At 69.2% G+C, this 25,876-nt stretch carries 16 protein-coding genes; 8 read left to right on the top strand and 8 right to left on the bottom strand.

Going from position 1 to position 25,876, the window contains the following annotated elements; genetic code table 11:
• Window positions 1–37: 37 nt before the first annotated feature.
• Both CRP55_RS30085 and CRP55_RS30080 read right to left on the bottom strand, forming a co-directional pair.
• On the bottom strand, window positions 38–691 hold the full coding sequence (locus CRP55_RS30085) for an Rv1352/Rv1906c domain-containing protein (protein WP_143234995.1): 654 nt from the start codon (window positions 689–691) through the stop codon (window positions 38–40).
• Between the two features lie 190 nt (window positions 692–881).
• Complete coding sequence (locus tag CRP55_RS30080; RefSeq protein ID WP_097323934.1) at window positions 882–1,646, bottom strand: tetratricopeptide repeat protein; 765 nt, start codon at window positions 1,644–1,646, stop codon at window positions 882–884.
• A gap of 151 nt (window positions 1,647–1,797) precedes the next feature.
• On the opposite strand from CRP55_RS30080, the gene CRP55_RS30075 reads away from it, so the two are divergent.
• Window positions 1,798–3,669, top strand: a complete 1,872-nt coding sequence (locus CRP55_RS30075) for a zinc metalloprotease (protein ID WP_179855388.1) — start codon at window positions 1,798–1,800, stop codon at window positions 3,667–3,669.
• A gap of 52 nt (window positions 3,670–3,721) precedes the next feature.
• Window positions 3,722–6,631 (top strand): hypothetical protein, encoded by a 2,910-nt coding sequence (locus tag CRP55_RS30070; protein WP_097323930.1) that lies wholly within the window; start codon window positions 3,722–3,724, stop codon window positions 6,629–6,631.
• Here CRP55_RS30070 and CRP55_RS30065 read toward each other — a convergent pair.
• From CRP55_RS30065 to CRP55_RS30045, 5 genes are all read right to left on the bottom strand, one after another.
• Window positions 6,612–7,085 carry a hypothetical protein gene (locus CRP55_RS30065; RefSeq protein ID WP_097323927.1) on the bottom strand — a complete coding sequence of 158 codons (474 nt, stop codon included), beginning with the start codon at window positions 7,083–7,085 and terminating at the stop codon, window positions 6,612–6,614. The genes CRP55_RS30070 and CRP55_RS30065 overlap by 20 nt on opposite strands.
• A 157-nt stretch (window positions 7,086–7,242) precedes the next feature.
• Window positions 7,243–8,154 (bottom strand): carbohydrate ABC transporter permease, encoded by a 912-nt coding sequence (locus CRP55_RS30060; protein ID WP_097323924.1) that lies wholly within the window; start codon window positions 8,152–8,154, stop codon window positions 7,243–7,245.
• Entirely contained in the window at window positions 8,151–9,092 is a 942-nt protein-coding gene (locus CRP55_RS30055) for a carbohydrate ABC transporter permease (RefSeq protein WP_179855397.1), read from the bottom strand. The genes CRP55_RS30060 and CRP55_RS30055 overlap by 4 nt, the downstream gene beginning before the upstream one ends.
• Window positions 9,093–9,223: 131 nt before the next feature.
• Complete coding sequence (locus tag CRP55_RS30050; RefSeq protein ID WP_097323917.1) at window positions 9,224–10,594, bottom strand: ABC transporter substrate-binding protein; 1,371 nt, start codon at window positions 10,592–10,594, stop codon at window positions 9,224–9,226.
• A 307-nt stretch (window positions 10,595–10,901) separates the two neighbouring features.
• Window positions 10,902–12,266: a UDP-glucose dehydrogenase family protein gene (locus tag CRP55_RS30045; RefSeq protein WP_097323914.1), complete on the bottom strand. Its 1,365-nt coding sequence runs from the start codon at window positions 12,264–12,266 to the stop codon at window positions 10,902–10,904.
• Window positions 12,267–12,625: 359 nt separating this feature from the next.
• On the opposite strand from CRP55_RS30045, the gene CRP55_RS30040 reads away from it, so the two are divergent.
• From CRP55_RS30040 to CRP55_RS30015, 6 genes are all read left to right on the top strand, one after another.
• The gene (locus tag CRP55_RS30040) at window positions 12,626–15,289 is read left to right on the top strand and encodes a cellulose-binding domain-containing protein (RefSeq protein WP_097323911.1); all 2,664 of its coding nucleotides are present in this window, start codon (window positions 12,626–12,628) and stop codon (window positions 15,287–15,289) included.
• A gap of 20 nt (window positions 15,290–15,309) precedes the next feature.
• On the top strand, window positions 15,310–18,237 hold the full coding sequence (locus CRP55_RS30035) for a glycoside hydrolase family 48 protein (RefSeq protein WP_245923474.1): 2,928 nt from the start codon (window positions 15,310–15,312) through the stop codon (window positions 18,235–18,237).
• Window positions 18,238–18,247: 10 nt separating this feature from the next.
• Window positions 18,248–19,345, top strand: a complete 1,098-nt coding sequence (locus CRP55_RS30030; protein ID WP_097323908.1) for a lytic polysaccharide monooxygenase auxiliary activity family 9 protein — start codon at window positions 18,248–18,250, stop codon at window positions 19,343–19,345.
• A 247-nt stretch (window positions 19,346–19,592) separates the two neighbouring features.
• Window positions 19,593–20,882 (top strand): SGNH/GDSL hydrolase family protein, encoded by a 1,290-nt coding sequence (locus CRP55_RS30025; protein ID WP_097323905.1) that lies wholly within the window; start codon window positions 19,593–19,595, stop codon window positions 20,880–20,882.
• Window positions 20,879–24,013, top strand: a complete 3,135-nt coding sequence (locus CRP55_RS30020; RefSeq protein ID WP_101536220.1) for a glycosyl hydrolase 115 family protein — start codon at window positions 20,879–20,881, stop codon at window positions 24,011–24,013. Before CRP55_RS30025 ends, CRP55_RS30020 begins: the two co-directional genes overlap by 4 nt.
• A gap of 1 nt (window position 24,014) precedes the next feature.
• Complete coding sequence (locus CRP55_RS30015) at window positions 24,015–25,229, top strand: SGNH/GDSL hydrolase family protein (RefSeq protein WP_097323901.1); 1,215 nt, start codon at window positions 24,015–24,017, stop codon at window positions 25,227–25,229.
• Between the two features lie 3 nt (window positions 25,230–25,232).
• On the opposite strand, the gene CRP55_RS30010 is transcribed toward CRP55_RS30015, so the two are convergent.
• Entirely contained in the window at window positions 25,233–25,853 is a 621-nt protein-coding gene (locus CRP55_RS30010) for an L-threonylcarbamoyladenylate synthase (protein WP_097323898.1), read from the bottom strand.
• Between the last annotated feature and the right edge of the window lie 23 nt (window positions 25,854–25,876).

Genomic DNA, 25,876 nt, shown 5'->3' with positions numbered 1-25,876 from the left:
ACCGCGCCGGCCCCCTCGTCGACCCGCGACTGCCGGGTCAGCCAGATGATGAGGGCCTCGTCCATCTGTTGTCGTCGTTGGTGCAGCCGCGTGAGGTGAAACCCTCGCCGGCGCGGATCGTGACCGTCACACCGGAGGGGGCGTTCGTGACGAAATTCTTCTCGATGCTCTCGCCGCTGGGGGTTGAGCGCTCCCAATAGCAGTCGGCCAGTGGGCCCTTCAGGCGGTAGGTGCCGGGCAGGACCATTCCCGCCTTGGTCCCCACGGTGTAGCGGCCGTCGGGGAAGCGCTTCGCGGGGTGGGTCTGGTTGTACTCGTCCTCGGCGGCGCGTGTGGCCGCGGCGTGGACCGCCGGCTGCAAGGTCTTCCACGCCGCGGTCATCTCCGGGCAGAAGTGCTCCAGTGACAGCTGCACCAGGGCGGTGTCGTCCATGGCCAGACGATCGATGTACTCGGCGTCGTCTCGGACGGTGTGGTCGGCGTACACCTTCACGCCGGCGGAGGTTTGGGTGGCGTAGTCGTCGGCGCGGGACATGACCGTGGCGACGTCGCCCTTCACCTGGTCCTCGTACGGCCAGGACAGCGGTTGGCCGCCGTTGACGGCCAGGGTGACGCAGACGTACACGGGAAGCTCTTCGAGGGTGTCGGCGTCGTAGGAGCCGGCCAGCCGCGCCTCGTATCGGCTCGCCATCGCCGGTGGCATGGCCGCGACGACGGCGGTGGGCCACAGTGCCGGAGTCGACGGAGACGGTGATGGTGACGGCGAAGGCGGAGGCGGAGGCGAAGTGACGGCGGCCGGCACCGGTGCCGCCGGCTCCGCGTCGCCGCACCCGGTGGCGGTCAACACGGTTGCCGCCACCACTGCGTGAAGCCATCGCATGTCAGGTGCGGCGACGGGGGTGGCGGTGGAGGGTCTTCCCAGGGGCGCCGCCCAGGCGGAGCAGGGCGCCGCGGCGGGTGGCGGCGGTGGCCAGAGTCTGGGGGTGGGACGGCCCGAGAGCGTTGATCATGCGGTTGACGGTGTCCTCCAGGAGGGCTCGAGCCGGGAGCAGGGCGCCGGCGGCCAGCAGGGCCCGGGCCAGCTCGTGGGCCGCGGTCAAGGTGTCGGGGTGGTCGGGGCCCAGGTCGGCGCTCCAGGCGGCGTGGAGCTCGGCGGCTATCGTGCGGGCGGGGCGGGGCTTGCCCCGGTGCAGGAGCGAGGCGACCAGGCGGTGGGCGGCCGAGCGCAGGGCCGGGTCGGAGCTGTGGGCGGCGTCGGCGGCGATCAGGTGCGGGGCCAGGGCGGCCCAGCGGGGCCACGTCTCCGGGTTCTCCACCTCGGCCGGTGCCGCGGCGGCGATCAGCGTGCCGGCGTAGGAGCGGCAGACGCGGACGGCGTCAGGGCCCAGGTCGTCGCGGACCGCGTCGCGCACCTGGTCGGGGATGGTGACGCCGGTGGCGTCCGAGGCGGCCAGGCCGTGGGTGGTCAGGGTTTCGACCACCGCGGGCAACGACGACGGGGCGACGGCGCCCAGTGGGCGGGGCAGTGCGGGCAGGCCCGGCGTGAGGACCTCGACGGGCAGGGGCGCGGGATGCAGGACGGCGCACACGCACAGGAGCTGGGCGGCGGCGGGGTTGTCGTCGCTGAGCTGGTCGATGGCCTCCATGCGAACCGTTATAGCGGCCGGTACAAACGGCCGGTGCGGTGCGGTGAGGCGCCGACCTGGGAAAAGCTGGTATCGGGGATGCGGGGTGCCGGAAAACATCACCGAAAGAGTGACGCTTGCCATCGATCTTTGTTGATGGTCTGGTGGCGTGATGAGACGAAGAAGCGTGTTCATCGTTGCGCTGACCGCTGTGCTCGTCGGTGCGTCGGCCACTCCGGCGGGGGCGGCGTCGCCCTCGTACAGATATCAGTTCCTCGATCCTGGAGGTCAGCCTCGCCTGACCGAGAAGGTGCCGGTCAACGTCGTTTTCGTCGGCTACGAGCCGGGGCGGGCGGCGTTCACCAAGGAGCTCGCCCGCAAGTACGAGCCGGTGGTGCGCTCGCGGCTCCCGTACGGCGTCACGGAGAAGCTGGGCATCACCTACACGTACGACTACAAGCTCCGGTACGCCGATGAATCGTACGAGAACAGGTTCTTCTCGCAGTTGACCAAAATGGCGAAACCGGCGCCGCTGACCGAATATCAGACGGCCTACAACGCGCAGCCGAAGCGGACGAAGACCATCACGCGCAACCACGCCATCGACGCGCCCAGCGTGGAGAAGTGGCTCGCGCTGAACCCGCCCTCGGGCGTGGACACCCGGCGCAACACGATCTTCTTCGTGAACTGGTACGGGCGGCCCGACTTCAAGTTCCACGTCTACACCAAAACGGGGGAGCCCGATCCGGACACCGGCTACGACTTCGGGGCCAACCGCGACAGCCGCAAGATGATCGCGTGGGGTGGCACGACCGCGGACGACGAGGAGACCGGGCTCGGGCGGACCCGCCGGGTCTGGTTCCACGACCTCTCGGCCGGGCCGGAGTCGTGGACGGGCAACTACGACATCACCAACGCCGACGTGGACGGCGACGGCGTCGCCGACTACCGGATGCCGCCGGTCTGGGAGTACGCGCCGGGCGGCTACCGTGCGCCGGGCGCGCTCGCCGGCGACCTCGGCAAGATCACCCGCTACGTGGCTCTGAACCTGCTCATGACCAGTTCGCCGCTCTACCCGGTCGAGCTGCCCACGCCGGAGCCGCCCAAGACGATCGACATCGACAGCAACACGTACGAGGGGTGGCCGGGCGTCGACGCCTCCGCGCGCTATCAGAAGCCGGGGCTGCTCCTGCGCGAGCTCGGTGAGCTGCGGTGGCGCAACAAATTCAGTTTCGACAGCCAGGATCTGCCGTACGACGCCGGGGCCGCGGCCTGCTACGCCGGCCTGCTCGAGGAGGAGAGCTGCTACCCGGAGACCGGATATCCGGCGTGGGCGAACCTCTACCTCTACAACCGGGAGAACCTCGCCCGTACGCGGGACGACCAGGGCCGGGTCGACTACGAGCTCCCGGTCTTCAACTACGCGGTGGGCGCGGACGTGGGCTCGCCGGCGCTGGGCTTCGCCGACGAGGACTACGTGACGGGCGACCAGACGTACGTCTTCACCTTCATCTCGCCGGAGATCGTCGAGTCCGGATACGGCCTGACCACCACGCAGATCCACGAGGTCGGCCACCACCTGGGCATGTCGCATCCGCACGACGGCTACGACAGCGAGACCGGTGTCGCCTACGAGCCGGTGGGCGCGTTCTTCTACGCCTGGGCCGGCGACGAGAACAACACGATCATGAGCTACATCGACGTGAACTGGGACTTCAGCCAGTTCGACCGGGACAACAGCGACCGTTTCCTGACCGCCGCCTACTGGGAGGCGGCCAACCGCCTCGCGGCGACGGTCCCGGCCGGCACGAGCCTGCATCAGGCGGACGCCCTGCTCGGTGTGGCCAAGGCGGCGTTCGCCAAACATGACTACCGGGTGGCGTACGCGCTGAGCGAGGCCGCCTACGCCCAGGTGGCCGCCGTCGCCGGCAAGGCAGCGGTGTCCACGTTGAAGGCCGGCACGCCACGCGAGAACACCGACGTGCACGGCCCGCACGAGTTCATCGACACGCTGGCGCCGGACGGCCCGCGCAGCCAGTCCTGACGCGACGATCGGCCGCCGTGGAGACGCGGCGGCCGATCGTTAGTGTGCAGGCATGACCGAGGAGCTGCCGGGATTCGTACGGCGGGCGTTCCTGCCCAGCCCGGAGGGGCGCGCGGTGGCCGCACTGGCCTGGTCCTGCGACGGGCGGCGCCTCGCCACGGCCGGTCTCGGCGGCGACGTGTGGGAGATCGACGGTTTCGAGGCGCGGCACGCGTTCACGTTCGGGGCGCCCCGCGAGGACCACTTCCAGGTGACGTGGTCGCCCGTCGACCCCGGCCTGTTCGTCTACGTCGAGAAGCACCGGATCGTCGGCGCGCGTGTCGCATCGCACGGCCGGCGCGCCGAGCGGCTGTGGAGCATCCCCTACGAGTCCGACCGGAGCCTGCGCCCGGTCGTCTCGTTCTCGCCGTCTGGGGACCGGATCGTGGTGGCGACCGGCGAGGACCACGTCGACATCTTCTCCATCGCCGACGGGGCGAAGACCGGCTCGGTGCCGGCCGGAGGGTACGCGCTCGGCGCGCTCTCGTCCCCGGCGACCTCGGAGATCCTGTTCCTGCACCACGGAAGTGTGTCGCTGGCGGAAAGCTCGCTCCTGCGCGCCCGCACCGGCAACCCGGTCCGGTGGGCGGCCTGGTCACCCGACGGGAAGGCGTATGCCATCGGAACCGAGGACCCGGTCATCCGGGTCGTCGGCGCCGGCCTGTCGGCGGTCACCCTGGAGGGGCACACGGCCGGTCTGCTGAGCGTCGAGTTCTCCACCGATGGCCGGTTGCTCTTCTCCGTCGGCCTGGACGGCACGCTTCGCCTGTGGCGCACCGACACCTGGCAGATGGTCGGCCGGGTCGACGTCGGTGAGACGCACGAGTTCGTCGGTGGTCTCGCCGCGGCTCCCGGCCGGCCCGTGCTCGCGCGCCGGAGCATCAACCCCACGGGCGTCGAGCTGTACGAGGTGGTCCTCCAGCGTCTCGTCGAGCCCGACGAGCGGCCCCGCACCTACGCCAACGCCAAGGTCGTGCTGCTCGGCGACACCGGAGTCGGCAAGTCCGGTCTGGCCATGGTGCTGGCCGGGGAGCCGTACGCGCCGACCGACTCCACGCACGCGCGCAAGGTCCGCACCTTCGACGCCTGCGAGGTCGAGCGCCCCGACGGCAGCGTCGAGCGGCGCGAGATCCTGCTGTGGGACATGGCCGGGCAGCCCGCCTACCGCCTCGTGCACCAGCTGCACCTGGCCGAGGTGGCGGCCGCCCTCATCGTCTTCGACTCGCGCAGCGAGATCGACCCGTTCGCCGGCGTGCACTACTGGGTGCGGGCCATGCGCCTGCGCGCCGACGTGCCGCTGATCCTGGTCGCCGCCCGCACCGACATCGGCGGGCGCCCGGTCGGCCGGGTGCGCGTCGACGGGATCCGTGACGGGCTGGGGCTGGCCGGATATTTCGAGACCAGCGCCCGGGAGGGCAAGCAGATCGCCGAGGTGGCCGCGGCGATCCGCGAGGTGATCGACTGGTCGTCGTTGCCGCGCTCGGTCTCCAGCGACCTCTTCGAGTCGATCAAGAGTTTCGTGCTGCGGGAGGCCGTCTCCCGGCAGATGGCGACCACCGCCGACCTGTTCCGGGCGTTTCAGCCGCAGGCCGCCGAGGTCGGTGAACAGGAGCTGCGGGCCAGCTTCGACACCTGCGTCCGCGTGCTGGAGCTGCGCGATCTCGTACGCCGGCTGTCGTTCGGCGATTTCGTGCTGCTGCGGCCGGAGCTGCTCGACTCGTACGCGGCCGCCCTCGTCATCGCGGCCCGCGACCAGCCGGACGGGCTCGGCAACATCGCCGAGGACGACGCGCTGGCCGGGCGTTTCCCGCTACCGGCCGAGGACAGGCTGCCGCCGGCCGAGGAGAGGCTGCTGCTGATCGCGGTGGTCGAGGAGTTGCTGCGGCACGACCTGGTGCTGCGGGAGCCGACCGTGGACGGTGTCGACCTGGTCTTCCCGTCGCAGCTCACCGTGGACCGGCCGGACTCGCCGGAGCAGGAGGCGGCCGACATCATCTTCCGGTTCGACGGGGCGGTGCAGAGCGTCTACGCGACCCTCGCCGTCCGCCTCGGCCACGTCCCGGAGTACCGGCGCGTGGGCATGTGGCGCGACGCCAGCGACTACCGGGCGCGGGTCGGGGGAGTGTGCGGGCTGCGCATCCGGCAGGTCCAGGAGGGCCGCGGCGAGCTCACTGTCTACTTCAGCGCCGCCGCGAGCGAGCAGACCAGGTTCTTGTTCGAGGAGTACGTTCGTCAGCACCTCGAAGCGCGGGCGGTTCCGGGCTCGGTCGAACGGGACCGTGTCTTCACCTGCCCCGGTTGCGCCTATCGGGTGCCGGTCGATCTCGTACGGCGAAGGCAGGCGCGAGGAAACCGCGACATGGCGTGCCCCGACTGCGAGGACGTCCGGATCTCCCTGCTCGACCGCGAGGAGCGCCTGCCCCGGCCGGAGGTGCGGCAGATGAACGCCAGCGCCGACCTCACCCGCGACCGTTCGGCCGCGACCGCGTCCGTGCTCGGCAAGGAGCAGACGCGCGACTACGACGTCTACGTCTCGTTCGACCAGAGCGACAGCGCGGTGGCCGCCGACCTGGTCGAGCAGTTCCGCCAGGTGGGCCTGCTGGCCTGCGTGTCCTCGGACGACACGGGTCAGTCCGGGATCCGCCTGAAGATGGCTCAGTCGCGGGCGGTGGCCGTCCTTCTCAGCCCCATGGGCGTCTGGCGCAAGCAGATCGACGAGCTCACGGCGGCCCACGACGAGCACCTGAAACGTCCCGGCTTCCGGGTGGTGGTGATCGACTTGCCCGGAGCCGAAGGCGCCGAGCTACCGGATTTCGAACGGATGGTCTACGTCTCGCTGGGCGAGGGCTTCGAACCGATTCGGCAGGCGATCACCGGGGATCGGCCGCGCGACGAATTTCCGCTCAAGCCGGAAGCGGGATGACGGGGCGGATCAGCACCTCGCCGACGCCGTGCGTGTTGTCGCGGATCGCGGCGCAATGGTGCTCGTCCCGGTAGGACGTGGCGAGCGTCAGCCACGAGACGAACACGCCGGCGCCTCCGCAGACCATGCTGCCCCCATCGCCGCCGCAGACCACACCAGGATCGGCCGTGCGTTCGTCGCGGTACGGGTCCTGGCCGATCTCGAGGCCGAACGCGTTCGGCTCCCACTGGACGCCCCGGACCATGGACGGGTCGTTCTCGAGCGGGCACGTGTCGCCCCACCGCCACAGCGTCGGCGCCCCGGCGCCGCACGCGTACTCCCATTCGTCCGGTGTGAGCAGCCGCTGCCCGGCCTCCGCGAGCCGCGCGACCTCGGCGCCGTACCGGCCGGCGCCCCTCGCCGCGACCGCGACCAGCATCGGCGGCACGGTGACGGTGCGCGGCGGCGTGGTCATCCGGTCGACGAACGCTCGGAGGTCCTCCGGCAGGCCCCATTCGGCTGCGCTACCGGCGTAGTCCTCGACCCCTGCTCCTGGGTGGGGGAGAAGCGGTGAGCATAGAAGAGGCCGCGCCCCCGTGGGGACGCGGCCTCTTCGTTGTGCGGAGCGGGTTTCAGCCCTTGACGCTGCCTGCGAGCAGGCCTCGTACGAAGTAGCGCTGCAACAGCAGGAAGACCACCACCGGGACGATGATCGAGACGAAGGCGCCGGCGGAGAGGAGCTGCCAGGCCGTGCCCCGGGTGCCGCTCAGGTTGGCGAGCTGCAGGGTGATCGGTGCGACCTCGTCGCCGCCGCCGGCGAAGACGAGGGCGACCAGCAGGTCGTTCCAGACCCAGAGGAACTGGAAGATGCCGAACGCGGCCAGGGCCGGGGTCAGCAGCGGGAGCATCACCTTGAAGAAGATCGACACGTGGCCGGCCCCGTCGATGCGGGCCGCCTCGATCAGGCCGCTCGGGATCTCGCGCATGAAGTTGCTCAGCAGGTAGATCGCCAGGGGCAGCGCGAAGGCCGAGTGGGAGATCCACAGGGTCCAGAACGTGCCGGTCAGGTCGATCTTCACGAAGATCTCGAGCAGCGGGATCAGGGTGACCTGCAACGGAACGATCTGCAGCGCGAAGACCACGATGAACAGGAAGTTCCGGCCCGGGAAGTGGATCCAGGTGAACGCGTACGCGGCCAGCGTGGCCAGCGCCATCGGGATCAGCACGGCCGGGATGCAGATCATCAGCGAGTTGACGAAGTACGCCGCCAGGTTGACGCCGCCCTCCTCGCCGAAGACCGCCTTGTAGTTCTCCATCGTGACCGTCGGGTCACTGAAGAACGTCCACCAGCCGGTCGTCTTGATCGCGCGCTCCGGCCGGAACGAGGAGACGAGCAGGCCGAAGGTCGGGATCGTCCACAGCACCGCCAGCACGATCGCCGCGATCGACGCCCACGGCGAGCTGAGCTTCCTCTTCGCGATACCGGCCGCCGTCTCCTTCTTCGGCGTCAGCGGGGGCGTCGTCGTCACAGGAGTGGCCGTCATGATGCCTCCGAACGACGGAGCGTGCGAATGTTGTAGGCGACGATCGGGATGACCAGGATGAACAGCAGCACCGCGAGAGCGGCGCCGAGGCCCTGGTTGTCGGCCCGGAACGTCTGGCTGTAGAACTCGTTGGCCACGACGCTGGTCTTGAACTGGCCGCCGGTCATCGTCCGCACGATGTCGAAGACCTTCAGCGTGGCGATGCCGATCGTGGTCAGCACGACCACGACGGTCGGCTGCACGCTCGGCAGCGTGATGTTGCGGAACATCGTCCACGCGTTCACGCCGTCGAGGCGGGCCGCCTCGATGATGTCGTCCGGGATCGCCTTGATCGCGGCCGACAGGATCGTCATCGCGAAGCCGGCCTGGATCCAGATCATCACGACGATGAGCAGGAACGTGTTCAGCGGCGACTCGATCAGCAGCTGGACCGGCTTACCGCCGAGCCACACGATGATCTGGTTGATCAGGCCGATCTGCTTCACATTGCCCTGGTCGGGGCGGTACTCGTACATGAACTTCCAGATGACGCTGGCCGCGACGAACGAGATCGACATCGGCAGGAAGATCAGTGCCTTGGCGAACGACTCGAACCGCGAGCGGTCGACCAGGATCGCGTAGACGAGCCCGATCGCCGTGGCCAGGAAGGGCACCACGACGACCCAGATCACCGTGTTGCGCAGGACCGTGAGCTGGTCGTTGTCGGAGAAGATCGTCGTGTAGTTGTCGAGGCCGATGAAGGTCTTGCCGGCCGCGTCGAAGAACGACTGGTAGATCGTGCGAAGCCCGGGATAGACGAGGCCGAACGCGAGCAGGAACACGGTCGGCAGCAGGTAGAGCCACGCGACGACCTTGTCGCCGCGCCGGCCGCCGAACTTGGCGGCGATGAAGAGGATGACACCGAGGATCGCGGCGAAGAGCAGCAGCGCCGCGAGCATCTGCAAGATTTTCTCGGGGGTGGTGGAGGCGGTGTTGAACACGCGACCCGGACCTCCTTGTGCGCTGGACTGAGAAAAGAGAGGGGTGGGGCCGGTCGGAAGATCCGACCGGCCCCGATGACGCTATGTGATTACTTAGGCCATGCCTTTTCGATGTTGTCCAGCGTGGTCTTCGTGTCCTGGCCGGTGACCCAGTTGGTCGCCTGCTTCCAGAACGCGTCCGAGCCCACGGCCGCCGGCATCTGGTCCGAGCCGTCGAAGCGGAAGGTCGCCTTCGGGTCGAGCAGGATGGTGCCGGCGAGCTTGTCGATCGGGTTGGTCAGGTTGTTCGGGTCGAGGCCCTTGTTGGCCGTGACCCAGCCCGACGAGAGCTTGGCCTTGGTGTTGGCCCAGGTGTCCGAGGAGAGGTAGGTCTGGAAGGCCTTGACCTCGGGACGGTCGGCGAACGCGACGACGAACTCACCGGCGCCCAGGACCGGCTTGGTGTCGGCGTCCTTGCCCGGCAGGTAGAAGGCGAACACGTCGCCGTCCTCCGCCACCTTGGTGCTCTTGTCGAAGTTGGCCGCGTAGAAGCTGGCCTGGCGGTGCAGCGAGCAGGTGCCCTGCGTGATCGGCAGGCCCGCGTCCTGGAACGTGGTGGTGGCGATGCTCTTGACGTCGCCGAGACCGCCGTTGACGTACTTGTCGTTCTTCAGGTACGCGCCGACGGCGTCGAGGGCCGTGGTGGCCTCGGGGCCGTTGAACGGGATGGTGTGGTTGACCCACTTGTCGTACGTGTCCGGACCGGCGGTCCGGAGCATGAAGTCTTCCATCCAGTCGGTGATCGGCCAGCCGGTGGCGTCACCACTGCTGATGCCGGCGCACCACGGCTTCTTGCCGTCCGCGACGATCTTGTCGGTCAGCGCCTGGAGCTCGGTCAGCGTGGTCGGCACCGTGTAGCCGGAGTCCTTGAACTCGGCCGGCGAGTACCACACCAGGGACTTGACGCTCGCGCCGAGCGGGGCGCCGTAGAACTTGCCGTCGATCGTGGTGTAGGCCTTCCAGGCCTTGTCCCAGAACTTGTCGACGTTGGCCGCGGTCTCGGCCGGGGCCTCCTTGGCCTTACCGGTCGCGACCAGCTGCTTGACCAGACCGGGCTGGGGCACGATCGCGAGGTCCGGCGGGTTGCCGGCCTTGGCGCGCACGAGGATCTGCGTCTCGAAGGACTTGTCACCCTCGTACTTGATGGTGGCGCCCGTGCAGTTCTCGAAGGGCTTGTAGGACTCCTTGTGCGGGGTGTCCTCGGGGGTCACGATGCCCGTGTAGATCGTGACCGTCTTGCCCTTGATGTCGCCGAACTTCGTGTATGGCGCACAGTCGATGGCCGACGCCGACGCGTCGGTGCCGCCCTCGCTGTCAGAGTCGTCTCCACCGCACGCGGCGAGGCTGAAGACCAGCCCGGCGCTCAGCGCGCTGGCGAGCGCAGCCCGGCGAAAACGCGGGCTCGTAGGTTGACCGAACATACCGCTCCCTATGTCAAATCGCGCCTCCGGCGTCCAAAGACGCCGCCGTCCGAAGCGCTACTTGGACAACAGTCAAGAGGTAACCGGCACGTTGCGCAATGATTTCCGCTCGATCGACTCGATAACGATACGGCCGCGATGGACGGGGCAGCTTAACCGGTTAAGGAAGAACCGCAGGTCATGGCCCATAAAGGGCCTACGGACGACCCTAGTCGCAAAGAGGCCACCCCGCTGAGTTATCGTCGAATAGACGAGAGCGGGGTGGCCTGTTCGGTGGAGGCCCTGCTGGCTGCGGCCAGCCGGTGGGTCAGCCGGCCATCGACAGGTACTTGAAGCCGAGGCGGGTCATCCGGTCGCGGTCGAGCACGTTGCGGCCGTCCAGGACGATCGGCGTGCGCATGAGGCCGACCATCTTGCCCCAGTCGAGCTCGAGGTATTGGGCCCACTTGGTCACGAGCACCACGGCGTCGCAGTCGTCGAATGCGCCGTCGAGGGTCTCGGCCAGATAGGGCGCCATCTCCGGGTATTCCTTGCGGAAACGCTCGGCCGCGATCGGGTCGTGCAGCCGCACCCGGGCGCCGCGGGCGATGAGCAGGTTGGCGATGTCGAGGGCCGGCGAGTCGCGCAGGTCGTCGGTGTTGGGCTTGAACGCGATGCCGAGCAGGCCGATCTTGCGGCCCTTGAGGATGCGCAGCTCGTCCTGCAGGCGCTCCACGGCGATGGCCCGCTGGCGCTGGTTGATGTCGCGCGCCGCCCGCACGATCGGCATCTCGTAGTTGTACTCGGCGCCGGTGGCGATCAGGGCCTTGGTGTCCTTGCCGAAGCAGGAGCCGCCCCAGCCGACGCCGGGCTCCAGGAAGCGCGAGCCGATGCGCTGGTCGAGGCCGATGCCCCGGGCCACCTCGGTGATGTCGGCGCCGACCTTGCCGGCCAGCTGGCCGATCTCGTTCACGAAGCTGATCTTCAGGGCGAGGAAGGCGTTGGCCGCATACTTGATCAGCTCGGCCGACGCGAGGTCGGTGGAGACCAGCGGAACGGCTGTGGTGTCGTCCGGGCGCGGCGCGAAACTGGGCGCCGTGAACGTCTGGTTGATGATCGGGCGGTAAAGCTGGTTGAGCACCTCGAGGCTGCGCGGATTGTCCGAGCCGATGACGATTCGATCCGGAAAGAGCGTGTCGTGGATGGCATTGCCCTCACGCAGGAACTCCGGATTCGACGCGACCGAGAATTCGCAGTTCTCGGGCCGGTCGTCACGCACCGCGAACGAGTCGCGCAGAATGGCGTCGACCCAGTTTCCGCTGCCGATCGGCACCGTCGACTTGTTCACCACGACGGTGAAGTCGTTGTCGAGGTTCTGCGCGACGCTCTCGGCCGCCGAGCGCAGGTAGCGCAGGTCGGGGGAGCCGTCGGCCGCCGAGGGGGTCTGCACCGCCACGAAGACCACGTCGGCGCCGGGCACGGCGTCCGCGTACGACGTGGTGAAGGTCAGGTTTCCCGCGGCCTCGGCGAGCAGATCCTCCATGCCGGGCTCGTAGATCGGGCAGTGCCCGGCGCGCAGCATGTCGACCTTCTGCTGGTCGAGGTCGACGCAGGTGACCTGGTGGCCCAGGAAGGCAAGACTGACGCCGGTGGTGAGCCCGACATAGCCAGTGCCGACAACGCAAACCTTCATCAAACGCTCCTCCACCGCGGCGGCCGGACGACCGCCGGTTCCTGTGACACAGCGAACGCCACGCCGTCCCCGTAATCAAGGCCAGATGATACACAGCGTAGAAAAACGCCCCGCAAATCCTTGACGTACGGTATTCGGTTCATTCCTAAGAGTCGCCGCGATTCACCGATCTCAATAGCTTGAGCGGTTTGCCCCGCTAGGTCTGGCGTGTACCCACCGCCGACGATCTCAAGCCTCGCACGGTGCCCAAGATATGCACGATTGTCAACTACTGGTTTCCAGGTCTTGACAGTCAGATGTCGGCGACTCACGCTTCTGGGAGCGCTCCCAATATGACGTCCATCGATGGAAGGTTGCGAATGAGGCGCTCCACCATCTCGGCCGCGGTCGTCGCGGTCCTGCTCAGCGCCGTGGCGATGGTGCTCGCCCGGCCTCTGACGGCCACGGCGGCGGCCGTCGATCCGTACAACTGGAAGAACGTCCGGATCGACGGCGGCGGATTCGTCCCGGCCGTCGTGTTCAACCCGGGCGAGCGGAACCTGATCTACGCCCGCACCGACATCGGCGGCGCCTATCGATGGAACGAATCGGGGCAGAGCTGGACGCCTCTGCTCGACTGGGTGGGCCAGGACGACTGGGGGTACAACGGCGTCGTCAGCATCGCGCCCGACCCGGTCGAGACCAGCCGGGTCTACGCCGCTGTCGGGATGTATACCAACAGCTGGGACCCGAACAACGGCGCCATCCTCCGATCCTCCGACAAGGGAAACACCTGGCAGATCACGACATTGCCGTTCAAGAACGGCGGCAACATGCCCGGGCGCGGCATGGGGGAGCGACTCGCCGTCGACCCGTACCACAACAGCACGGTCTACTACGCCGCCGAGGGCGGCAACGGGTTGTGGCGCAGCACGAACTACGGCGCGACCTGGGCCAAGGTCACCGCGTTCCCGAACGCCGGCAACTACGTGCAGGACCCGAACGACGCCAACGGCTACCTCAGCCAGAACCAGGGCCTGACCTGGGTCACCTTCGGCGCGGCGAACCAGATCTACGTCGGCGTGGCCGACAAGCAGAACCCGGTCTACCGCTCGCTCGACAACGGCGTGACCTGGCAACGCGTGCCCGGCCAGCCCACCGGCTACATCGCTCACAAGGGCGTCGTGCAGGGCAACTACCTGTTCATCGCCACCAGCGACACCGGCGGCCCGTACGACGGCGGCGCCGGGCAGGTGCAGCGCCTCGACCTGACCACCGGCGCCTGGACCGACATCTCGCCGACGCCGGCCGCCGACGCGCCGTACTACGGCTACTCCGGCCTGACCGTCGACAAGCAGAAGCCGGGCACCCTGATGGTGGCCACGCAGATCTCCTGGTGGCCCGACGCGATCTTCTTCCGCAGCACCGACAACGGCGCCACCTGGACCCGGATCTGGGACTTCGCCGGATATCCGTCGGTCACCAAGCGGTACACGATGGACATCTCGGCCAACCCGTGGCTCGACTTCAACACCAACCCGCAACCCCCCGAGTCGACACCCAAGCTCGGCTGGATGAACGAGACCCTGGCCATTGATCCTTTCAACTCCAACCGTTTTCTCTACGGGACGGGCGCCACGGTCTACGGATCGACCAACCTGACGAACTGGGACGCGGGCTCCACGATCACGATCAAGCCGATGGCCAAGGGCCTCGAGGAGACCGCCGTCCTCGACCTGGCCAGCCCGCCGTCCGGTGCGCCGCTGGTCAGCGCGCTCGGCGACATCGGCGGCTTCCACCACGCCTCGCTCGACACGGTGCCGGCCACCTTCCACGACACGCCGAGCCTGGGCAGCAACACCAGCCTCGACTTCGCCGAGCTCAACCCGCTGGTCTTCGCGCGGGTCGGCAACGCGGACGCGGCGCCGCACATCGGCATCTCCAGCGACGGCGGCAAGAACTGGTACCAGGGCCAGGAGCCGTCCGGGGTGACCGGCGGCGGGACGATCGCGGTCGGCGCCGACGCCACGTCGATGGTGTGGTCACCGCAGGGCGCCGGCGTGCACCACAGCACGACGCGGGGCAGCTCGTGGACCGCCTCGGCCGGGCTGCCGGCGGGCGCGATCGTCGAGAGCGACCGGGTCGACCCCAAGACCTTCTACGCGTACGCCGGGGGAGCCTTCTACACGAGCAAGGACGGCGGCGCGACCTTCACCGCGTCGGCCGCGGCGATGCCGTCGACCGGACGGCTCCACCTGCACGCCGTCCCGGGCGCGGGCGGGGAGGTCTGGTTCGCCGGCAGTACGGGGTTGCTGCGCTCGACCGACTCGGGGGCGACCTTCACGAAGGTCTCCTCGGTGACGTCGGCGATCAACGTGGCGTTCGGCAAGGCCGCACCCGGCTCCTCGAAGCCGGCGGTCTACCTGGTCGGCACGGTCGACGGGGTGACCGGTGTCTTCCGCTCCGACGACACCGGCGCGAGCTGGGTGCGGATCAACGACGACGCCCATCAGTACGGCAACGCCGGCGACGCCCTCGCGGCCGACCCCAACGTGTACGGCCGCGTCTACCTCGGCACCAACGGCCGGGGCATCGTCTACGGCGACAAAACGGGCACTCCGACGACACCGACCACGCCGGCGCCGACGACTCCCGCGCCGACGACTCCGGTCCCGACGACTCCCGTCCCGACCACCCCGCCCCCGACCACCCCGCCCCCGACCACTGCGGCTCCTGGGGGCTGCTCGGCCACGTACAAGGTGACCGGGCAGTGGCAAGGGGGCTTCCAGGGCGAGGTCACCGTCAAGAACACCGGAACCGCCGCCATCACCGGCTGGACCGTCGGCTGGTCCTTCACCGCCGGCCAGGCCCTGACCAACGCCTGGGGCACGACGGCCACCCAGAGCGGCACGACGGTGACCGCCCGCAACGCCGGCTACAACGGCACCCTCGCCGCCGGCGCCGGCACCACCTTCGGATTCCTCGGCAGCGTCGCCGGAACGAATAACCCCGTCCCCTCACCGATCACCTGCGCGTCCTCCTGAACAGAAAGGAAATCCCCCTCGTGCGAGCACGACAAAGAGTCAGAAGACGCCTGCGCCGCGGGCTGGCCCTCACCGGCGCCGCCGTCCTCGGCGCCGGCGTGGCCCTCACGGCCGGCGCACCCGCCCTCGCCGCCCCCGGCTGCACGGTCGTCTACAAAGTGCAGAGCCAGTGGTCCGGCGGGTTCACCGGCGACATCGCCATCACCAACACCGGCGACCCGCTGACCAGCTGGAAGCTCGAGTACGACTTCCCCGACGCGGCCCAGAAGGTGAGCCAGGGCTGGAACGGCGTCTACGCGCAGAGCGGCCGGCACGTCACCGTCACCAACGCCGCCTGGAACGGCGGCATCGGCACCAACGGGACGGTCAGCACGGGCTTCAACGGCACGTTCGGCTCGGCCAACCCGGTGCCCACGGCGTTCACGCTCAACGGCGCGCCCTGCAACGGGGCCGTCGCCGCGCCGACCGTCGAGATCACCAGCCCGGCCGCGAACACCCGCTACACCGCGCCCGCGTCCATCCCGATCACCGCCACGCCCACCGTGGCGAGCGGCGGCTCGGTCAGCAAGGTCGAGTTCTACCACGACGGCCTGCTCATCAACACCGACACCGCGGCCCCGTACACGTACACCTGGTCGGGGGTCCCGGCCCAGACCGCGGCCTATCACCTGCAGGCCATCGCTTACGACGCCAACGGGGTCAAGAGCAACACGGCCGACGTGCCGGTCTTCGTCGACGCCGCCACCACACCGGCCATCGTGGCCGACGCGTCGTCGGTGACCGTCTCGCCCGGCGGCAGCGCCACCTTCAAGCTGGCCCTGTCCAAGGCGCCCACGGCGAACGTGACCGTCGCGGTCGCCCGCAGCGCCGGGGCCACCACCCTGTCGGCGACGCCGGCCTCGCTCACGTTCACCCCGTCGAACTGGAGCACCGGCCAGACCGTCACCGTCGCCGCCACCAGCGCGGCCGCCCTCGGCGCCACCGCCACCTTCTCGGCCACCGCGAGCGGGCACACCGCCACCTCGGTGAACGCGACAGTGGCCCAGCAGGGCTCGGCCGACGCCCGCTTCACCCAGCTCTACAACGACATCAAGAACCCGGCCAACGGCTACTTCAGCCCCGACGGCGTGCCGTACCACTCGATCGAGACGCTGATCGACGAGGCGCCCGACCAGGGACACGAGACGACCTCGGAGGCGTTCAGCTACTGGCTGTGGCTCGAGGCCGAGCACGGGCACGCGGCCGGTGACTGGGCGCCGTTCAACAGCGCCTGGGCGACGATGGAGAAGTACATCATCCCGTCGCACGCCGACCAGCCGACGAACGACAAGTACGACGCGTCCAAGCCGGCCACCTACGCGGCCGAGTACCCGCTGCCCTCGCAGTACCCGTCGCAGCTCGACCAGAGCGTCTCGGTGGGCTCCGACCCGCTGGCGGCCGAGCTGAAGAGCGCGTACGGCACCTCCGACATCTACGGCATGCACTGGCTGCTCGACGTCGACAACGTCTACGGCTTCGGCCGCTGCGGCGACGGCACGTCGAAGAACGTCTACATCAACACGTTCCAGCGCGGCCCGCAGGAGTCGACGTTCGAGACCGTGCCGCAGCCGTCCTGCGACACCTTCAAGCACGGCGGCCCGAACGGGTTCCTCGACCTGTTCACCAAGGACTCCAGCTACGCCAAGCAGTGGAAGTACACCAACGCGCCGGACGCGGACTCGCGCGCGGTGCAGGCGGCGTACTGGGCGTACACCTGGGCCACCGAGCAGGGCAAGCAGTCGCAGATCTCCTCGGCCGTGACCAACGCGGCCAAGATGGGCGACTACCTGCGGTACTCGTTCTACGACAAGTACTTCAAGCAGCCCGGTTGCGCGTCGACCTCGTGCGCCGCGGGCACCGGCAAGAACGCCTCCAACAACCTGATGTCCTGGTACTACGCCTGGGGCGGCGCGACCGACACCAACGCCGGCTGGGCGTGGCGGATCGGCTCGAGCACCAGCCACTTCGGATATCAGAACCCGATGGCCGCCTACATCCTCTCGAACGTCAGCGCCTTCGCACCGAAGTCGCCGACCGCCAAGGCGGACTGGCAGGCCAGCCTCAACCGGCAGCTCGAGTTCTACCAGTGGCTCCAGTCGTCGGAGGGCGCGATCGCCGGCGGCGCGACCAACAGCTGGAACGGCAGCTACCAGGCCCGCCCGGCCGGGGTGCCGACGTTCTACGGTCTCGCCTACGTCGAGGCGCCGGTCTACGAGGACCCGCCGTCGAACCGCTGGTTCGGCATGCAGACGTGGTCGCTCGAGCGGCTGGCCGAGTACTACTACACGACCAACGACGCCAAGGCGAAGTCGGTGCTGGACAAGTGGGTGCCGTGGGCCCTGGCCAACAGCACCATCAGCGCCACCGATTTCTCCATCCCGTCCGACATGGCGTGGTCGGGCGCCCCGGCCACCTGGAACCCGTCCTCGCCCGCGGCCAACACCAACCTGCACGTCACGGTGACCAGCAAGGGCCAGGACCTCGGCGTGGCGGGCTCGTTCGCCAAGCTGCTGACCTACTACGCGGCCAAGTCGGGCAACGCGGCGGCCAAGACCGCGGCGAAGAACCTGCTCGACGCGATCTGGACCAAGAAGGACAGCAAGGGCGTGTCGGTCACCGAGACCCGCGCCGACTACAACCGGATGGACGACACCTACAACGCCTCGACCGGCCAGGGCATCTACATCCCGCCGGGCTGGAGCGGCACGATGCCCAACGGCGACGCCATCAAGCCGGGCGTGTCCTTCCTGGACATCCGCTCCTTCTACAAGAACGACCCGGACTACCCGAAGGTCGAGGCCTACCTGAACGGCGGCCCGGCGCCGACGTTCAACTACCACCGGTTCTGGGCCCAGGTCGACGTCGCCACGGGCTACGCCGACTTCGCCCGGCTCTTCCCCAACGGCTGAGGGGTTCGCGATGAAGAAACGCTTTCTCATGTACGCCGTGAGCGCGGTCCTCGCCGCGGGAGCGGCCCTGATCGGACTGCCGGGCGCGGCCGAGGCACACGGCGCCATCATGGTGCCGGGCAGCCGGACCTGGCTGTGCTACAAGGACGGCCGCAACCCCACCACCGGGGCGATCGAGCCGACCAACGCGGCCTGCGCGGCGGCGGTCGCCCAGAGCGGCACGACGTCGCTCTACAACTGGTTCGCGGTGCTGCGCTCGGACGGGGCGGGACGGATGTCGGGCTTCATCCCCGACGGCCAGCTCTGCTCCGGGGGCACCGGGGGACCGTACAACTTCACCGGTTTCAACCTGGCCCGTGACGACTGGCCGGTGACGCACCTGACCTCGGGGGCGACGCTGGGCGTGAAGTACAACAACTGGGCCAAGCACCCGGGCACGTTCCGGCTCTACATCACCAAGGACAGCTGGAGCCCGACCCGGGCGCTGGCCTGGAGCGACCTGGAGTCCACGCCGTTCGACACGGTGACCAACCCGCCGGACAACGGCGGGCCGGGCAGCGACGACGGCTACTACTACTGGAACGCGAACCTGCCGTCCGGCAAGAGCGGGCGCCACATCATCTACTCGGTGTGGCAGCGCTCGGACAGCAACGAGACGTTCTACGGCTGCTCCGACGTCGTCTTCGACGGCGGCAACGGCGAGGTGACGGGCATCCGGGGGAGCGGCACCACGCCGGGCAGCCCGACCCCGCCGACCTCACCGCCGGTCACGCCCACCACACCCAACACGTCGCCCAACCCGGGCAACGGCGCCTGCTCCGCGATGTTCAACGTCACGGGCACGTGGAACGGCGGCTTCCAGGCCGAGGTGATGGTGCACGCCGGCACCGCGGCCATCGGCAAGTGGACGGTCACCTGGACCTGGCCGGGCGGGCAGGGCCTGACCCAGGCCTGGAGCGGCACGGCCACGAGCAGCGGCTCGCTGGTGACGGTCAAGAACGCCAGTTGGAACGGCACGGTGGCGGCCAACAGCCATACGACGTTCGGGCTGCTCGGCTCGGGGACCGCACCACCCAGTGTGAACAACCTGGCCTGTTCGACGGCCTGACACTTCCCTGAACCCGGCGGCGGCGCGAGTGTCCTCGCGTCGCCGCCGGCGTCTGCCCGCTCCGAAAGTTCCGATGATTCCCGGAAACGATTCAATCGCGTTACCAGGTCATGATCGGCTCATGATGTCTTGACGGCATAGATGAACGCCTTTACGTTACGAAGGTCAGCTTGATTTGTTTCCGAAACTTTCAGCGCCGTCCCCCTCACGCCTTCGCCGCCGTTCCCCGCCGCCGAGAAGGAGCCCCATGCCCACCCGACGCGAACTCCTCGCCCTCACCTCAGGCGCGGCCGTCACCGCCGCCGCGTCCGGACTGGCCGTACCCACCGCGGCCGCCGCATCCCCCGGCCACGTCGACGACGACCTCGACTGGGTCGCCTCGTGGGCCGCCGCGCCCACCACCATCCCGCCGACCCCGCCGCTGGTGCTGGCCGCGCAGACCGTCCGCCACGTCGTGCACCTCAGCGCCGGCGGCGACGAGCTCCGCATCCGCGTCACCAACGAGTTCGGCACCACCCCGCTGCGCGTCGGCGCGGTGCGGGTCGCCCTGCGCGCCGGCACCGGCGCCAGCACGGCGATCGTCCCCGGCACCGACCGCCGCGTCACCTTCGGCAACCGGGCCGAGGCGATCGTGCCGGCCGGCGCGCCGCTGCTCAGCGACCCGGTCCGGCTGCACGTGGCGCCCGGAGCCGACCTCGCGGTGAGCCTGTTCCTGCCGGCCCGGACCCCGGTGACCACGCTGGCGGCGTTCGCGTTCCAGGACAACGTCATCGCCGAAGGGGACGTGACCGCGGCGCGCACGCTCAACCCCGTACAGACGATCGGTCAATATCTGTTTCTTTCGGGTGTGGCCGTGCGTGACCGGGGGTCGGCGATCGTCACCCTGGGCGACTCGATCACGAACGGCGCCAACACGCAGAACAACCTGAACCACCGCTGGCCCGACCTGCTGGCGGCCCGGCTGCGAGCGGCCGGCCTCGAACGCGGCGTGGCCAACGTCGGCATCTCGGGCAACCGGCTGCTGCACGACCCGAACCCGGCCCCCGGAAGCGACGCGGAGACGTTCGCGAACTACTTCGGGCACAGCGGGCTGCGGCGCTTCGACCGCGACGTGGTGGCGCAACCCGGCGCCCGATACCTGATCGTGCTGCTCGGCGTGAACGACCTGGGCCACCCCGGCACCGTCGCGCCGGCGTCGGAGGTGGTGACGGCGGACGACCTGATCGCCGGCCATCGGCAGCTCATCGCGCGCGCCCACGCGGCCGGGATCACCGCGATAGGGGCCACGATCCTGCCGTTCAAGGGCGACACGCTGGGCTTCTACTCGGAGGCCAACGAACGCAAACGCGACGTGCTGAACCGCTGGATCCGCTCCGGCGGCGAATACGACGGCGTCATCGATTTCGACCGGGCGATGGGCGACCCGGGCGACCGCTTGCGGCTCAACCCGGCGTACGACAGCGGGGACGGCCTGCATCCCAACGACGCGGGCATGGCCGCCATGGCCGACGCCGTGCCGCTGAGGTTGTTCAAGTGAGGGCCGCGGTTGTAGCGCTCGCCTTGACCGCGACGCTGATCTCCGCCCCGACGCCCGGATTCGCGTCCGCGGGCGCCTCCAGTTCCGCTCCCGGCTCTGCGTCCGCGCGCACCTCCAGCTCCGCGTCCGCGGGCGCATCGGCTTCCGGCGCCGTCTCCCCGAACACCAACGGGTACATCGCGAGCCGGACCGGGCCGGGGCGCTTCCCGCTGGTCGCGGGCGGTAAGGCGGCGCCCATCGTGGTGAGCAACGCCGACCACGCGGGCGTCATTCGCGTCGTGGACGACCTGCAGAGCGACATCGAGAAGGTCACCGGTGTGCGGCCGGTCGTGGTGCACGATGACACGGTTGCCGGGGCGTGTGCCGAGTTGTCCACAGCCGGCGGTTGTCCACAGGGCGCCGACACGATCAAGAGCAAAACCGGGAGAATGACCGACGGGGGCTCCCCCTTGGGAAGGGCGGGCTCTCTGGTGGGGTCTGCTGGCGATCTTGTGATTGTGGGGACGATCGGGAAGAGCCCGCTGATCGACCAGATCGTCGCCCGGGGCAAGCTCGACGTCACCAGCATCCGCGGCAAGTGGGAGACCACCGTCGAGCAGGTAGTCAGCGATCCCCTGCCCGGCGTCCGGCGCGCCTTCGTGATCGCCGGCAGCGACCAGCGCGGCACCATCTACGGCGCCTACGACGTCTCGAAGAACATCGGCGTCTCGCCCTGGTACTTCTGGGACGACGTCCCCGCCGCCCACTCCGACGCTCTCTACGTCCTGCCCGGGCGCCATTCCCAGGGCACCCCCAGGGTGAAGTACCGGGGCTTCTTCATCAACGACGAGAATCCCGCGACCGGCACCTGGGCGCCCGGCTTCTTCGGGCCCGGCAAGGCGCCCGGCTACCCGGGTGGCCTCAACGCCGCGTACTACGAAAAGGTCTTCGAGACCATGCTGCGCACCCGGGCCAACTACCTCTGGCCGGCGGTGTGGGGGCGCGCGTTCGCCGAGGACGACCCGGCCAACCATGCCACCGCCAGCTTCTACGGCGTTGTCATGGGCACCTCGCACGAGGCGCCGATGATGCGCGGCATCGAGGAGTGGAATCGGCATCCGGCCGGGACCGGCGAGTGGAGCTTCCGGCGCAACCCGGACGCGATCAAGGCGTACTGGCGGGACGGCGCCGAGCGTATGCGTGACCAGAACATCGAGGGTGTCATCACGCTCGGCATGCGCGGCAACGGTGATGTGTCGCTGCCGGACGGTGACGGCATCGACCTGATGTCGTCGATCATCGACAGCCAGCGGCAGATCCTTCGTGAGACCGGGCTGATCGACCGGCCGCAGGTGCAGACCCTCTACAAGGAGGTGCAGCGGTACTGGGACAACGGCTACCGTCCGCCGGATGACGTGACCGTGGTGTTCTGCGACGACAACTGGGGCAACATGCGCCGGTTGCCGACGACCGAGAAACGCAGCGGCGGTTACGGGCTGTACTACCACTTCGACTACGTGGGCGACGGCCGCAACTACAAGTGGGCCGACACGGTCAACATCACGAACACCTGGGAGCAGTTGCACCGGGCGTACACCTCAGGGGTCGACCGCCTCTGGATGGTCAACGTCGGTGATCTGAAGAACGAGGAGTTGCCGGCGCAGTTCTTCCTCGATTACGCCTGGAACCCGGACGCGCTGCCGGTCGGTGCGCTGGGGGAGTGGCATCGCCGTTTCGCCGCGCAGAACTTCGGGCCGGCTCTCGCGCCGGCGGTGGCCGACCTGCTCGAGGTGTACGGGCATCTGCAGTCGCGCCGCAAGCCGGAGCTGCTCAACCGGAGCATCTCGACGAACCCGGCGACCGGCGAGGTCACCTACAACGACGAGGCGAGCCCGTTCAGCCGTACGGCCTATGGCGAGATGGACCGGGTGACCGAGGAGTGGCTCGATCTCGCGGCCCGCGCCACCAGGCTGAAGAAGCGGGTGCCGCAGGCCTGGCAGGACGCTTTCTACCAGCTCGTTTACTACCAGATCAAAGACACCGCGATTGTGTACGACCTCAGGCGCGCCGAATTCACCAACATCGAGTACGCGGGTCAGGGCCGGGCCGTGACCAACGCGCTGGCCGACCGGGCCGAGGCGCTGTTCGCCGAGGACCAGGCGATGAGCCGCTACTACAACGAGGTGCTGGCCGGCGGGAAGTGGAAGGGCTGGCAGACCCAACCCAAGATCGGGTACGGGAACGTGGCCCGCTACGGGCCGAACGCGCCCTGGCAGCAGCCGGAGCTGAACAACGTGGCCCTGCCGGACGAGATCTACCCGTACCTCAAGCGCATCGAGGTCCCGGCCGAGCCGTCACTAGGCGTCCTGCCGGTGCTGCCGTCGTCGCTGAGCCCTTGGTCCTCGGACCGGTCCGGACATGTGGAGATCTACAACAAGGGCACGACACCTTTCCCGTACGAGGTCAGGTCCGCCTCACCGTGGGTGACCGTGACCCCGGCGACGGGCGAGGTCAGTGACGAGGTGCGGGTCGCCGTCCGTGTCGACTGGAGGCGTGCTCCGGCCGGAGTGACGTCCGTGCCGGTCACGGTCAGTGGCGCCGGGTCGAGCGTCGTGGTCGACGTCAAGGTCGAGAAGCCAACGGTCGCCCCGGCCGGCTTCCTCGAGGCCGGCGGCGCCGTGGCGGTCGAGGCCGACCACTACTCCCGCCGGACCGGCTCGTGGCAGTTCCTGCCGGACATCGGCCGGACCGGTGACGGGCTCACACCGCGCTCGGAGAACGCCACCCTGTCGTACACGGTGACCCTGACCGGCGACCGGCCGGCGCGGATCGCCGCCCACCTGTCACCGCGCAACAGCGTCTACACCCCGGCCGGGGTCCGCTACGGCATCTCGGTCGACGGCGGGCCGGTGCAGATCGTCAACATCACCACGGCGACCGGGGCCAACGACACCACGATGAACCGTCAGTGGGCGCGCAACACCTCCGACAACATCAACATCACCACGACCGCCTTCGACGGCCTGAAAGCCGGCAAGCACACGGTCACCTTCCACGCGGTCGACCCGACGGTCGTCCTGCAACGGATCGTCATCGACACCGGTGGGCTGCAACAGTCGTATCTGGGCCCGCCCGAGAGCCGGAGGTCCTGACATGCGCAGGCGAACCCTTCTCGCCGTCGGGGGCGCGGCAATTCCGGCTGCCGCCGCGCTGCCCGGCCGAGATGAAAAGCGCCCGTCCTGGGCGCACACCTGGACGGCGATGCCGCAGCTGACCGAGCCGCACAACCTGCCGCCGGCGCCGTTCGCCGCGCTCGCCGACACGACCCTGCGGCAGACCGTGCACGTGACGATCGGGGGCCGTCAGCTGCGGGTGCGGTTCTCGAACGCGTTCGGCACCGGCCCGCTGCCGATCACCGCCGCCTCGGTCGGGTTGCCGCTCGGCGGCCGGGCCGGGGTGCCGGCGGTCGAACCCGGCAGCACGCGGCCGCTCACCTTCGGCGGCCGGCCCTCGGTGGTGGTCCCGGTGGGCGCGCAGATCGTCTCCGACCCGGTCTCCCTGCCCGTCGGGGCGGCGGCGAACCTGACGATCTCGGCCTATCTCGCCACCGGGCTGACCGGCGGCGCGGTCACCGGCCACCCGGGATCACGCACGACGTCGTACCTGGTCAACGGCGACCGCCACGCCGATGAGGATCTGCCCGGCGCGGTCGGCACCGACCACTGGTATCTGATCAGCGCGGTCGAGGTGCGGGCGTCCGTGGCCGCGCTGGCCATCGTCGGTGACTCGCTGACCGACGGCCGCGGGTCGACCACCAACGGCAACGACCGCTGGCCCGACCAGCTGTTCGCCCGCGGGTCGAAGGTCGCCGTGCTCAACCAGGCCGCGGGCGGCAACCGGGTGCTCAACGACGGCCTCGGCCCGAACGTGCTGGCCCGGCTCGACCGCGACGTGCTCGCGGTCGGCAACGTGGACCGGATGCTGCTGTTCGAGGGCGTCAACGACATCGGCACGGCGGAGGCGACCGAGCAGGCGCAGAAGCAGGTGGTCGACGATCTGCTCGTGGCGTACGACCAGATCGTGCTGCGCGCGCACGCGGCCGGCCTCACCGCCTACGGCGCCACCCTGACCCCGTTCGGCGGCAACACGGGCTACGACGATCCGGAAGGTCTGCGCCGGCGTTCCCGCCGGGCGGTCAACGAGGCCGTCCACCGCATCTTCGACGGGGTGGCCGACTTCGACGCCGCGTCCCGCGATCCCTCTGCTCCGGAGACGCTCCTCCCGGCGTACGACACCGGAGATCATCTGCATTTGAACCCGGCCGGCTATGCGGCCCTGGCCCGCGCGGTGCCCCGCCGCTGGATCTGACCCCTACTCGAAGCGTGCCGGATCGCCCGCACCCACGCGGAGGATCTCCGGCTCGCCGTCGGACAGGTCGACGACCGTGGTCGGCTCGGTGCTTCCCTCACCCGAGTCGACCACGGCGTCGAGCTGATGGTCGAGGGTCTCCTTGATCTCCCAGCCCATCGTCATCGGCTCCTCCTCGCCCGGCAGCAGCAGCGTGCTGGAGACCAGCGGCTCGCCGAGCTCCTCGAGGATCGCCTGGGCCACCAGGTGGTCGGGGATGCGGGCGCCGACCGTCTTCTTCTTCGGGTGCAGCAGGCGGCGCGGCACCTCCTTGGTGGCGGGCAGGATGAACGTGTACGGGCCCGGGGTGGACGCCTTCACCAAGCGGAACGACGCGTTGTTGATCTGCACGAACTGGCCGAGCTGAGCGAAGTCGCGGCACATCAGCGTGAAATGATGGCGGTCGTCCAGATGCCGGATCTCCCGGATCCGGTCGAGACCGTCCTTGTTGCCCATCCGGCAGCCGAGCGCGAAACAGGAGTCCGTCGGGTACGCGATCAGCCCGTCACTCTTGACGATGTCCACCACCTGACGGATGGCGCGGGCCTGCGGGTTGTCCGGATGTACGTCGAAATACTTCGCCACCCGCGAAGTCTAGAGAGTGGGAC

The organism is Paractinoplanes atraurantiacus (assembly GCF_900215205.1).
Lineage (GTDB): Bacteria > Actinomycetota > Actinomycetes > Mycobacteriales > Micromonosporaceae > Actinoplanes > Actinoplanes atraurantiacus.
This window is presented reverse-complemented; position numbering and strand designations above follow the sequence as displayed.